Genomic DNA, 13,425 nt, shown 5'->3' with positions numbered 1-13,425 from the left:
CCCGTGGGCACGCGATGCGGCGGTCTGCTCGGCATGGGCCACAGCGCTCCCACTGCCGATTACTCGTACCGGATGTCCGCGTCGTAACTGCTGCCACCGACCTTGCCGTCCTTGCCCAGGCTGATCAGGTCGTACGGCTGGCTTTCGCCCGGCACGCGGTACTCCAACGCATGACCCCACGGGTCATTGAGGTCGGCCGGCTTGGCGTACGGCCCGAGCCAACCCGCGCTGCCGCTGGGCTGGGTGACCAGATCATCCAGTTTGGCCGGCAGCTTGCCGGTATCGAGCTGATAGTTGTCGATCTTGCCGGCCATGGTCTGCACCTGTGCCTTGGCGATGTTGGCCTTGCCACGATCGGCGCCGCCGAGCACGCGGCTGCCGACCAGGGTCAGCACCGCACCGATCAGCACGATCACGATGATGATCTCCAGCAGGCTCATGCCGGACTGGTGGCGCGCGGAAGAAAAGCGGGTCAGGCGACGGCGTTGCATATGGCAGGCTCCTTGCATCGAATCGTTGGGGTATTCACCAGCGGCCGGTCAGCCGATGGCATTGGTCAGGTCGTACAACGGCACCAGCACGGCCACGATCACCAGGCCGACCACCGAAGCCAGCACCAGGGTGATCACCGGCACCAGCGCCGACAGCAACCGGTCGATCGCGCGCGCGCTTTCCTGTTCGAACGTATCGGCGGTCTTGAGCAGCATCGTATCCAGCGCGCCGGATTCCTCGCCGACCTGGATCATCTGCAGCGCCAACCGCGGAAAGCGTTTGCCGCGCGCCAACGATGCCGACAGGCCGTTGCCGTTCTTGACCTCGTCACTGGCTGCATCGACATCGGCGGCCAGCGCGCGGTTGCTCAGCACGTTGCGCGCGATGCCCAGGCCGGACAGCAGCGGCACGCCGTTGCGCAGCAACGTGCCCAGGGTGCGGGCCAGGCGCGCGGTTCCCAGCTTGGCAAGCAGCGGGCCGATGCCGTTGCGTTGCAGCAGCCAGCCATCCATGGCCAGGCGCGTGGCCGGTTGCCGCAGCCGCCGCTCCACCACCAGCGCGATCACGGCCGGTACCACGATCATGATGATCCAGCCTTCGCGCACGACCAGGCCGGCGGTGAGCACCCACTGGGTGAACCACGGCAGCGCGACATCCAGGCTTTCGTACATCAGCGCGAACTGCGGCACCACGTAGCCCAGCAGGAACAGCAGCGCACCGCCGACCACCGCCAGCAGGATCGCCGGGTAGATCAGCGCGTTGATGACGCGGCCTTTCAGCTCAGCGCTGCGCTCCAGATAATCCGACAGCCGCTGCAGGGTGTCGTGCAGGCTGCCACCGGCTTCACCGGCGCGCACCATGTTGATGTACAGCCGCGAGAACAGCCCGTGCTGGCGCTCCAGCGCGGTGGAGAGCGGCGCACCGCCGCGCACGATGTCGCGGATGTCGGTGACCACCCGGCGCGTGCGCTCGTCTTCAGGCAGTTCCAGCAGGATGCTGAGCGCACGGTCCAGTGGCTGCCCGGCACCGAGCAGCGTCGCCAGTTGCTGGGTGAACTGCACCAGCCCACCGCCGTCGAACGGTTTGCGACGCAGCAGCGCCGCCCAGGATGACGCCCCCGCGACACCTTCGCTGGCCAGGCGCGCCTCCATCGGCATGTGACCCTGGTCCTGCAGGCGCGCGGCCACCTCGGCTTCGCTGGCCGCGTCCATCTGGCCCTCGAACAGTTCGCCATGCGCGTTGAGCGCCTTGTAGCGGTACTGGGCCATGCTCAGCCGCCCACCGGGTGCCGACCGCATGCACGCATCAGGATTCCTCCGTCACGCGCAGTACTTCTTCCAGCGTGGTGTGGCCCTGCAGGGCCTTGGACAGGCCATCCTCATACATGGTGCGCATGCCGGCCGCGCGCGCGATCTGTTCGATCTCGCCCATGCCGGCGCGACGCATCACCGCGCTGCGCAGCGCATCGTTCATCACCAGGAACTCGACGATGGTGGTGCGGCCGAGATACCCGGTGGGCGCGATCGCCGAGGGCTGTGCACGGTAGAGGAAAATCTCCCCCTCCGGCTGCAGGCGGCGCAGGCCGAATTTGTCGATCTCTTCCGGTGAGGCACGGTAGCGCTGCGCATGCTGCGGCTCCAGCCGGCGCACCAGGCGCTGGGCGAGGATGCCGTTGATCGTGGAGGTCAGCAGATAATCTTCCACGCCCATGTCCAGCAGGCGGGTGATGCCGCCGGCGGCATTGTTGGTGTGCAGGGTGGAGAGCACCAGGTGGCCGGTGAGCGCGGACTGGATCGCGATGCGGGCGGTTTCCAGATCGCGCATTTCGCCAATCATGATGATGTCCGGATCCTGGCGCACGATGCTGCGCAGCGCATTGGCGAAATCCAACCCGATCTGCGGTTTGGCCTGGATCTGGTTGATGCCTTCGATCTGGTATTCGACCGGATCTTCGACAGTGATGATCTTGACGTCGGCGGTATTGAGCTGGCTCAGCGCGGTGTACAGCGTGGTGGTCTTGCCCGAGCCGGTGGGGCCGGTCACCAGCAGGATGCCATGCGGCTGCTCGAGCACCTTGCGGAACTGCGGCAGGAATGCCTCGGTGAAACCCAGCCGATGGAAATCGAACACCACCGTATCGCGGTCGAGCAGGCGCATCACCACGCTTTCGCCATGCGCGGTGGGCACGCTGCTGACACGCAGATCGAGCTCCTTGCCCTGCACGCGCAACATGATGCGGCCGTCCTGCGGCAGGCGACGTTCGGCGATGTTGAGCCGCGCCATGATCTTGATACGGCTGATCACCGCGGCCGTGAGATTGACCGGCGGGCTTTCCCCTTCGATCAGCACGCCATCCACGCGGTAACGCACTTTCAGGCGATTCTCGAACGGTTCGATATGGATATCCGAGGCGCGCAGTTCCACCGCCCGCTGGATGACCAGGTTGACCAGCCGGATCACCGGCGCTTCGGAAGCCAGATCGCGCAGGTGTTCGATGTCGTCGACCGCAGCGCCCTCCCCGTCGGCGGTCTCGATGATCGCGCCCATCGCGCTGCGGCCCTGGCCAAACCAGCGCTCGATCAGATCGTCGATCTCCGAGCGCAGGCCCACGTGCAGGCGCACCGGCAGGCCCATCGCCAACTGCACCGCATCGGCCGCATACGGGTCCTGCGGATCGGACAGCCACAGGTCGAGCACGCCGTCCTGGAGGACCAGCGGACAGACATGGAATTGTTTGAGGAAACGCAGCGTCAACGGCAAGCCATCGAGCAGCGCTTCGGGTGGCGCTTCCGGCACGGCCTTGGCATCGAGCAACGGCAGGCCGAGCACCTCGGCACAGGTCTGTGCATGGTCCCGCTCGGAGACCAGCCCCAGCCGCACCAGCAGACCGAGCAGGCTGCCGCCGGACTCACGGTGCAGCGGACGCGCGCGGGCCAGGTCGCTGTCCTTGAGCCGACCTTTCTCCAGCAATACCCCGACGATGCGGGATTCGGCGGTGGCTTCTGCAGTGGGATCCTGGGCAACCGCGTTCAAGCACTTTCTCCTGGCAACCGCTGCGACTTTAGCAGTTCACCGCGATCGTACGCGGGATTGCACACGGTCCAGATGTAAAAACGGGAGCCCGTCACATGACGGACTCCCGTTGGGGTTTTACCGGTCTTACTGGTTGGCGAGGATGCTCACACCGCTGAACGCGGACTCACCGACCACCTTGATGTAATACGTGCCGGCCACCGGCGCGGTGAAGCGCACGGTTTCACTGTTGCCCGGGCGCGTGGACTTGGCATCGAACGCGGTCGCGGTCGGCTCCTTGCCCTGGCTCACGTACACCGACACATTGCCGCTGCCACCGTAGGTGAGCAGGCTCAGCACCTTGCCGGCCTGCGCCTCGAAGCTGTACAGCACTTCGCTGCCACCGGCGCCGCTCAGGCCACCGACGGCGACCTTGTTGGTCAGCGGCGTGGCCACCGGGCCGCAGTTCTCGGTGCACTCTTCTTCCAGCGCCTTGTCCAGGGCGGCCTTGGCATCGACGATGCCGGTGCCGATCGGGGTGGCGGTCGGGATGGTGACCGGGAAGGCCCGTGCGGTCTGCTTGAGCAGGGCTTCCAGCGCAGCCGGAGTGAGTGGATCCTTGCCGGCCGCCGCGACCGCGCCCTGCACCAGCGCTGCCACCGCCGCGACATGCGGGGAGGCCATCGAGGTGCCGGCCATGCCCACGTAGCTGTAGGCACCGGAGGTCGGCGTGGTCAGGCCGTTGTAGCCGGACTGCCACACGTAGCCGCCCGGATTGCCGTCCACGCTGCCACCGCCGCCCGGGCCGGACAGGTCCACCACGGTGCCGAAGTTGGAGTAGTAGGCGATCCCACCGGTGATGCGGGTGGCGCCGACCGCCACCACGTTGGCGCAGCTGGCCGGACGGAAATTGGACGCGTTGGAGGCCGAGTTGCCGGCGGCGACCACCACGGTGGTGCCGCGCGACACGGCGCCATTGATCGCATCCTGGTACAGCGCATCACACGCGCCGCCGCCGCCCAGGCTCATGTTGATGACCTCGGCCGGATTGGCGTTGGCCGGGATCCCGGCCACCGTGCCACCGGAGGCCCAGGTGATCGCATCGGCGATGTCGGACAGGTAGCCACCGCACTTGCCGAGGACGCGGACCGGCAGGACGCGCGCCTTGTACGCAACGCCCGCCATGCCCACACCGTTGTTGGTGGACTCGGCGATGGTGCCCGCGACGTGGGTACCGTGCCAGGAGCTGTCATCGGCCAGCGAGCCGGCATAGCACTCGTTGTCGTTTTCTACCCAATCACCGTAATCCAGCGCACCCGGCACGCGCTCGTCGGTCGGTCGGCGCGAGGTTTCCGCATCGCTGATGAAGTCGTAACCGGCCAGCAGATTGCCGGAGAAATCCGGGTGCTGCGGCAGGATGCCGGTATCGAGCACCGCCACCACCACGCCTTCGCCCTGGGCGATGTCCCACGCTGCCGGCGCATTGATGCCGCCGGTAGCGCTGTTCAGATGCCACTGGTACTGCGCGTAGTACGGATCGTTCGGCACCAGCTGCGGGGTCGCGTCGCGCGGGCGCACATCGGTGCGCTGCAGCTTCACGTCCACTTCGGCGTACTGCACGGAGGGATCGGCCTTGATCTCGGCCAGCACCTTCTGCAGTTCGGCCGGGCTCAAGCGGCCCTGCAGGCGGATCAGATCGGCACCGACACCGAGCTTGCGCACGATCTGCGGGTTCACGGCACTGGCACGGCCGGCGGCGGAGCCACCGACACTGGCGCGGGCGACCGCCGACTGCACGGCCGTCAGCTTGGCCGAACGATCCGTGGCCGCAGCGGTGCCGGCGCGGTACTTGACGATGATGCGCTCTGCGCCCTGGGCGGCAGCCGGCTGGCGCACCGGCTCCTTGGCCGGCAGGCCCGCTGCATAGGCGCTGGCGCCTGCGGACAACGACAGCACGGCGGCTGCCAGCACATTGATGCGAAGGTTCTGCTTACTGGTCACGTTGACGTCCTCTTCAAGGTCATGGATCAAACGACTGTTCAGGCCAACACTCCATGCGAGCTCCCTGGCCGGCCCTGGCCAGGGTTCCCGTGACCCGCCCCCTCAGGCCTTGCATTGCGTTGCAACGGGGCCGCGCACGGCCCCGCATTGAAACCAACGGCTTACCAGCCAAAGCCGGCACCCACGCCGACCGAGCTGTCATCACTGCTGAAGGCACCGCCCAGGGTCACCGTGGCGCGCTCGCTGAGCGCACGCTGGTAGCCCAGCGACAGCGCCGATTCGCCGCCCTGGAAACCGACGCCGACACCGACGCGGTTCTGGGTGCGCACGCCGGCGGCGCTGGTGGCCATGTTGAGCATCGCCGCGCTCATCGCGCCCTGGCGATCGATGCGGCGGTCCTGGTGACGCAGGCGCTGGTCGATCTCGCCCTTGTAGATGTCGAAGCTGTCGGCCATCGAGGTGAAGCGCTGGTCGGTGTAGCTGTTGGCGGTCGCGATGCCGCCATCCAGCTGGCCCTTGTTGACCGCATCGGTGGCCTGCGTACCGGCCGCGACGTTGGCGACCTGTCGCTCGTTGCCGACGCTGCCGACCGAGACCGTATCGGCACGATCGGCGACCGAGCCCTGGCCCAGTGCCACCGAGTTGACGGCCGAGGCGGTCGCACCCTGGCCGATGGCCGTGGCCGAGGCCCCGCTGGCCACGGCACCGTCGCCCATCACCACCGCATTGACTGCCGCCGGTGCCGCGGCCGGTGCGCTGAGCGGCTGGCTGCCGCCCACGCTGGCGGCGGTGGGCGTGCCCTGCACCGACGCGATGGCGTCGTCGCTGGTGGCGCTCATCACACTGGCCTCCGGTGCGACGCTGGCCGTAGCGAGCGCGGCGGTACGTGCCCGTGCACCGCTGCTGCTGCCACCGGCCACGCGCTGATCGAGATCGCTGACCTTGCGGTCGAGCGCGCCCAGTGCATCGCCCACGTTGCTGTAGGTCGCGCCCTGGATCACATAGTTCGGCGCAACGAACACGCCCTGCATGCCCACGCTGGCACCGCCACCGAGGAAGGTGGCGACATCGGTGAGCGATTGGAACAACTGCCCACCGTTGATCGCCTGGCGGCTGCCGGACGCGATCGAACCGCTGCCGACGTTGTCCAGCGTGGTGCCCTGCAGACCCGACAGGGTCAGCGTGTCGCGGCTGCTGTCATCGTAGGTCAGCGCATTGGCGGTGACGTTCTCGACCGAGCCGATGCGGGTGTCGATATCACCCACCTGGGTTTCCACCGCGCCGACGCGCTGGTTGGTGGTGTTGAGCTGGCCGCCGGTCACGGCATCGGTGCTGCCCGCGGCAATGCGGCCAGCTCCGACGTTGACGATGCGGCGCGTGGCCGGGCCATCCGTGCCGTTGCCGCCACCGACCGACACCACATTGGCTTCGACCGCGCGCGAACCGGACCCCAGCGCCACCGCGTTGGCACCGGAGACACCTGCCGCTGAACCGATCGCGATGCTGTTGGCCCCGTTGCTGGCGAACGCACCGTTGCCGATCGCCACGCCATTGGTCGCATTGGTCGAGGCCTGCCGGCCCAGCACGGTGCTGTTGGCACCGCGTGCCGAGGCATCGGCACCGACCGCGGTGGCCCCGGTCGCCGAGGCGACGGCCGCGGTACCCAGCGCGCTGCTGCGTGTCGCACTGGCGGTGGCACCGGAACCGGCGGCGAGTGCATCACTGCCGCTGGCCGTGGCCACCCCGCTGCCGCTGGCCTGGAAGTGCTTGCCGACCGCATCGGCGGTGGCTGCGACCGAATCGAGCTGCGACTTGGTCACCGCGTCACTCGCATTGATCGCGTCACCGACATTGGTGATGCGGCGCGTGGCCGGGCCGGTGGTGCCATTGCCGCCGCCGACCGAGACCACATTGGCCTCGCTGGTGCGGGCACCGGCGCCGAGCGCGACGCTGCCTGCGCCACTGGCCGACGAACTGGTACCGACCGCCGTGGCGTTCAGGCCGCTGTAGGCGTAGCTGTCCTGGCCGATGGCCGTCGCGCCCTGCGAGGTTGCCCATGCCAACTGCCCCACCGCGGTGGTGCGTGCGGCGGTGGCCCAGGCGTTGGAACCGGCCGCGACGCTGTTGTCGCCACTGGCCTGCGATGCGTAGCCGATCGCATTGGCGTAGCTGCCCGACGCGGCACTGCCCCAGCCCAGTGCGGAGGCGTAATCACCGCTGGCCTCGGCCCCATAGCCCAGCGCCGTGGTGCGTACCCCACTGGCCGCGCTGAAGGTACCGACCGCCGTGCTGTAGTCACTGCCTGCTTCGGCGCTGTAGCCGAAGGCCGCGGACTGCAGCCCGGCCGCCGTGGCACCGGCACCGGTGGCGGTGCTGAAGCTTCCTTCGGCCTGCGCCCCCGCACCGAGTGCGGTGGCACCGACGGCGCTGGCGCTGGTGGCCTTGTCGAGCAGCACGTTGCCGTTCTCATCTTCGTAATACAGCGCACCACCGATGGCGGTCGCCGAGTCGGCCGTGGCCGAGGCGTTGAAGCCCGATGCCGAGGCATTGCGGCCGGAGGCCAGCGAACCGCTGCCATAGGCCGAGGCCCCGGTGCCGAACGCGTTGGCGGCCTCACCCGCGGCGGTGGCATACGCCCCGTCGACATAGCTGCCGACGTCGTCGCCATTGCCGCTGCCCGACGCCTGGAAGAAGCGGCTGGTGGTTTCGGCCACATCGGCCACCGCATTGAGCTGATCGACATTCACTGCGTCAGTGCCTTCGGTACCGGCGGCGACGTTGGTGATCTGGCGTTGTGCGGTGGCCGTGCCGACGGAGACGGCATTGTCGCGGTCAGCGACGGACCCGGCACCCAGCGCGACGCTGTTCACGCCCTCTGCGCTGGCACTGGCGCCCAGCGCGGTGGCATTGCCTGCATCGGCCCACGCGTTCCAGCCGATCGCGGTGGCGTAGTCATCGGTCGCCCAGGCACCTGCACCGAACGCCGAGGCACCGGTTCCCGAGGCACGCGACGGCAGCAGACCGAAGAAGGTCGTGCCACCGATCGCCACGCTCTCATCGCCGGTGGCTTCGGAGTATTCACCGACCGCCACCGCACCCGAGCCGGACGCGGTCGAGGCCGCACCGACCGCCACGGCGTAAGCGTTGGAGGCCACCGCGCCATAGCCCAGTGCGGAAGAGAGCTGGCCGGTCGCTTCGCTGTAGCTGCCGAAGGCCGAGGCGCCGGCTTCGGACGCATTGGCGCGGAAGCCATTGGCGGTCGCCTGCTGGCCGCTCGCCGTGGACTGGCTGCCGGTGGCCGTGGCGTAGGCCCCTGCGGCCTGCGCGCCTGCACCGGTGGCAGTGGCGCCGATCTCGCTGGCGCTGGCGCCATTGCCGATGGCGACGCTGTCTTCGCCGGTGGCCTGCGCGTCACTGCCCACTGCTGCGGCACCTGCGGCGCTTGCCAACGCGTTGAAGCCAATTGCGGTGGCGTTGTCGGCGATGGCGGTGGCGCCACTGCCCAGCGCGCTGGCGCCGTTGCCGATGGCATTGGAAGCCTCACCGGCAGCCAGCGCATTCTCGCCTTCCACGTAGGCACCAGCGTCGCTGTCATCGCTGCCGCTGGCCTGGAAGTACTTGCTGGTCATCGCAGCCGCATCGGCGACTGCATTCAACTGATTCACGTTCACCGCATCGGTGCCATCGGTACCGGCTGCGACGTTGGTGATCTGGCGCTGCGCGTCGGCACTGCCGACCGAGACGCTGTCATCGCGATCGGCGATCGAGTCCGCACCGAGCGCCACGCTGTTCGCACCGCTGGACGTGGCCGCATTGCCGAGCGCGGTGCTGTTCACGCCCGGTGACCATGCACCGCCGCCGACAGCCGTGGAGTAATTGCCCGAGGCTTCCGTAGGCAGCAGCCCGAACAGCGCACCACCGACGGCCACGCTGTTGGTACCGCTGGCCAGGCTGCCCTGGCCGGTCGCGGTGCTGTAGGCACCGGAGGCTTCGGCATCGCCGCCGAGGGCCACGCTGTTGGAGCCGGTCGCCTGGGCGAAGCTGCCCAGCGCGGTCGCGTTGAAGGCCGAGGCCACGGCATAGCCGCCGATCGCGGTGGTGTAGCTGGCGGTCGCTTCGGAGGCGAACCCGTAACCGGCCGAGAGCGTCCCGCTGACCACGCTTTCCGCACCGACGGCGGTCGCACCATCACCGCTGGCGCTGCTGAAGTAACCCAACGCCACCGATTCCTCACCGGCTGCATCGGACAGCGCACCACCGGCCAGGCTGCCGGCGCCGGAGGCGACGCTGGCCGCACCCGTCGCGGTGCTCTGCTCGCCGGAGGCCAGGCTTTCCGCACCGCTTGCCGTCGCGTACTCGGCGGTCGACTGTGCGTTGGCACCGGTTGCGGTTGCATTGGCACCGCTGGCGACGGCATTGAAGCCCACTGCACTGGCGTTGTCCGCCAAGGCGAAGGCGCCGCTGCCGATCGCCGATGAACCGGTGCCGGCCGCGAAGCTGCTCGAGCCGATGGCCGTCGCGTAGTCGCCATCGGTCGCCGCGTTTGCACCGGCGGCCACGCTCTCCTCACCACCGGCAATGGCGACACCGTCACCGCTGGCCTGGAACTGGTCGGTGGCGGCCGTCAGCTGATCCAGATTGACCGCATCGCTGCCCTCCGTACCGGCGGCAACCTGGGTGATCTGGCGTTGCCGGTCATCGTTGCCGACCGAGACCGTGTAGGCGCGGTCGGCGACGGAACCGGCACCGAGCGCGACGGTATTGGACGCGCTGGCATTGCTGCCCGCACCGATACCGATCGCGCTTTCACCGCCGGCCACCACGTTGGTGCCGATGGCGATGCTGTTGATGCTGTTGCCCAAGGCCTGGAAACCGACGGCGACGCTGTTGTCGCCGTAGCCGAAGGCACCGCGGCCAAGCGCGGTGGAACTGCTGCCGCGCGCCCAGCTGTTGTAGCCGATCGAGGTGGACCCGGTACCGCTGGCCCACGCCGACTGACCCACCGCCGTGGCGTTGGCTTCGGTGGCCCACGCACTGGAACCGAAGGCGGTGGCGCCATCCGCAGTGGCCCACGCATATGCGCCGGTTGCCGTGGTTTCTTCACCGCTGGCGAAGGCGTTGTCGCCCTGCGCCACACTGTAATCGCCGGTGGCGCGTGCCTTGTAGCCACTGGCCAGGCTGTTGCTGCCGGTGGCCTGTGCGCCACTGCCGAACGCGTTGCTGGTGGTGCCGGTGGCCTGTGCACCGGCACCGACCGCCACGCTGTCCGGCGCCGCGGTGGCACCGATCAGGATCGCATTGCCCTGGTCATCCACCAGCGGCTGGTTGTACTCGTCATACGCCTGGCCGAGGCCACCAATGGCCACGCTGCCGTTGCCGGTGGCGCTGCTGTTGCGGCCCAGCGCGACGGTGTCATCGCCGACCGCCGTCGCACCACCACCGACCGCCGTTGCCCCGGCGCCCAGCGCATTGCTGGCCTCACCGGCCGCCAGCGCATCCTCGCCATCGGCGAATGCACCGACCGCACCGCTGGCCGCACCGTTCGCCTTGAACTGCGCCGAGGTCGCCGAGGCCGACGTCGCAACCGCATCGAGCTGCGCCTTGTTGACCGCGTCTGTGGCTTCGGTACCGGCCGCGACGCTGGTGATCTGGCGCTCATTGCCGACGTCACCCACCGAGACCGTGTTGTCCCGGGTGGCGGTGGAGTTGGCACCCAGCGCGACGCTGTTCGCGCCTCGCGCAGTGCTGTAGAAACCGACGGCGGTGCTCAGCTCACCGCTGGCCCAGGTCTCCGCGCCGAGTGCGGTGGCGCCCTCGCCCGGCGCGTAGGCAAAGTAGCCCACTGCCGTGGCTTCCGTGCCCGAGGCTTCGCTCAACGTGCCGTTGGCCACGGCGTAATCACCACTGGCGATCGCGCCGGCACCCACCGCCGTAGCGGCTTCGCCACTGGCCTGGGTCTGCACGAAGAAGCCCAACCCCGGCAGCAGATCCGCCGGACCGCCAATGGCGGTACTGCTGTTGCCGGTCGCCACGCTCTGCGTACCGACCGCCGTCGCGTAGTCGCCGGTGGCATTGGAGACCGCGCCGAACGCCGAGGCCTGTGCACCGGATGCGTAAGCACCCACGCCGTACGACGACGACGCGAAGCCTGCGGCTTCCGCACTCGCGCCCACTGCCGTGCCGCCCACGCCGGCGCTGGTTGCACCGGTATCCACCGGCACGCCCCCATTGGTGATCAGCGGGTTGCCATCGGCATCCACCGCGGCCCCGCCCACGGCCACGCTGCCCGGTCCGTTGGCCTGCGCGTTGGTGCCGAAGGCTGCGCTGTTCTGACCGGTAGCACTGGCGTTGTAGCCGACGGCCGTCGCGTTCTGCGCGGTGACGGTGGCGCCGCTGCCGAGCGCGGTCGCGCCGTTGGCCAGCGCGTTGGACGCCTCGCCGATCGCGGTCGCGTTATCGCCTGCTGCAAACGCACCGGCATCGCTGTCGCTGCTGCCGGTGGCCTGGAAATACTTGTCTGTGTTGGCGGCAACCGCGCCAACGGCGTCGAGCTGCGCCTTGTTCACCGCATCGCTGTCTTCGGTGCCATCGGCCAGGTTGGTGATCTGGCGACGCAGGCCGTTGTCCGCATTGCCGACCGACACCGTGTCGACGCGATCGGCATACGAGCCGGCACCGAGTGCCACGCTACCCACTGCAACCGCGGCCGAATTCGCGCCGAGCGTCGCGCTGAAATCCGCGACCGCGACGCTGAACGCACCCACCGCCACCGAGGCTTCGCCCGCGCTGGCCGCACCGCGGCCCAGCGAGGTGCTGCCCGGCCCGATGGCCAGTGCACCACCACCGATCGCGGTCGCACCATCGGCGCTGGCTTCGGCCAGACCACCGATCGCCGTTGCCGCACCGTTTTCACTGGCCGCTACCGCTGATGCGCCCAGGGCGACATCGCCCAGACCAAACGCTGCGGCGCTCTGGCCGAGCGCGATGCTGGCATCACCGAAGGCCATGCTGCCCTGGCCGAACGAACTTGCGCCGAGGCCAACCGCGAGTGCCTGGCTGCCAACGGCAGTGGTGGCATTGCCGATGGCCTGACTGCTGTTGCCCAGGGCCGTTGCGCCGTCGCCATCGGCGTTGGCGCTGGCACCTGCGGCCAGTGCACCCTCGCCATCGATCTTCGCCGCATCGGCGTCGGTGCCGTCACCATCGGCCTTGAAATAGCGGGTCGCGCCTTCGGCGGCGACCGCAACCTTGTCCAGCTGCGCCTTGTTCACCGCATCCGTAGCGGCGGTGCCGGCGGCGACGTTGGTGACCTGGCGCTCCTTGCCGGCATCACCGACCGACACGGTGTTGGCGCGGTTGGTTTTCGAGCCGGCGCCGAGCGCCACGCTGTTGGCGCCGGAGGCGGTGCTGTTGCTGCCGATGGCGACCGCGTTGGTGCCCGAGGCCGTGGCGTTGCCATCGACCACGCAGCTGTCGATGACCTTGCTGTTCAAGACCACGCAGTTCGCATTCCCGCCCACTTCCACCGACTGCGCGTGCGCTGTCTGCGTGGCGCCTGCCACGCCCAATCCAAGCGTCAGCGCGATGGCGGCCGAGAGCAGTGCGGTGTTGCGTCCGCCAGCGGTTCGGCGTTGATCGATGACGACACCCGAGGACTGGCTGCTGGCCAATTCCGAGGCGACGACCATCTGCCCCAGTGCTTTGTTCCAGACCTTGCGATAAATCCGATTCATCGATGCGGCTCCTGATTAGGCTGGTTTTAGGCAAAGCGACGCCAACGCCGGACCGCGTGGTCCAACGTCCCCTGGGGGCGTTTTTTCGCTTGATTTACTGCGTTGTGCGCAATGGCTGGCAGATACCTACAGCGTGCTCGCCATCCATGCGGTTACTGTGGAACTGAACGCTGTCGAAATGAGGATG

General features: G+C 68.6%; 5 protein-coding genes. All 5 read right to left on the bottom strand.

Annotation, left to right across the window (positions count from 1 at the left end):
* Nucleotides 1–59 precede the first annotated feature (59 nt).
* The 5 genes from gspG to ABE472_RS10550 all read right to left on the bottom strand — a co-directional run bounded on the left by gspG (nt 60) and on the right by ABE472_RS10550 (nt 13,238).
* On the bottom strand, nt 60–491 hold the full coding sequence (gene gspG, locus ABE472_RS10570) for a type II secretion system major pseudopilin GspG (RefSeq protein WP_313209244.1): 432 nt from the start codon (nt 489–491) through the stop codon (nt 60–62).
* A gap of 48 nt (nt 492–539) precedes the next feature.
* Nucleotides 540–1,760 carry a type II secretion system F family protein gene (locus ABE472_RS10565; protein ID WP_346466164.1) on the bottom strand — a complete coding sequence of 407 codons (1,221 nt, stop codon included), beginning with the start codon at nt 1,758–1,760 and terminating at the stop codon, nt 540–542.
* A 37-nt stretch (nt 1,761–1,797) separates the two neighbouring features.
* Complete coding sequence (gspE, locus tag ABE472_RS10560; protein WP_313209242.1) at nt 1,798–3,525, bottom strand: type II secretion system ATPase GspE; 1,728 nt, start codon at nt 3,523–3,525, stop codon at nt 1,798–1,800.
* Between the two features lie 126 nt (nt 3,526–3,651).
* The gene (locus ABE472_RS10555) at nt 3,652–5,505 is read right to left on the bottom strand and encodes a S8 family peptidase (RefSeq protein WP_313209240.1); all 1,854 of its coding nucleotides are present in this window, start codon (nt 5,503–5,505) and stop codon (nt 3,652–3,654) included.
* A 161-nt stretch (nt 5,506–5,666) separates the two neighbouring features.
* Nucleotides 5,667–13,238: an ESPR-type extended signal peptide-containing protein gene (locus tag ABE472_RS10550; protein WP_346466152.1), complete on the bottom strand. Its 7,572-nt coding sequence runs from the start codon at nt 13,236–13,238 to the stop codon at nt 5,667–5,669.
* Between the last annotated feature and the right edge of the window lie 187 nt (nt 13,239–13,425).

Origin of the sequence: Stenotrophomonas sp. TWI809, from assembly GCF_039673205.1 — a bacterium.
Lineage (GTDB): Bacteria > Pseudomonadota > Gammaproteobacteria > Xanthomonadales > Xanthomonadaceae > Stenotrophomonas.
This window is presented reverse-complemented; position numbering and strand designations above follow the sequence as displayed.

Excerpts from the sequence above, each read along its gene's own strand:
- gspG (WP_313209244.1), bottom strand. The coding sequence starts at position 491 with ATGCAACGCCGTCGCCTGACCCGCTTTTCTTCCGCGCGCCACCAGTCC.
- ABE472_RS10565 (WP_346466164.1), bottom strand. The coding sequence starts at position 1,760 with ATGGCCCAGTACCGCTACAAGGCGCTCAACGCGCATGGCGAACTGTTC.
- ABE472_RS10550 (WP_346466152.1), bottom strand. The coding sequence starts at position 13,238 with ATGAATCGGATTTATCGCAAGGTCTGGAACAAAGCACTGGGGCAGATG.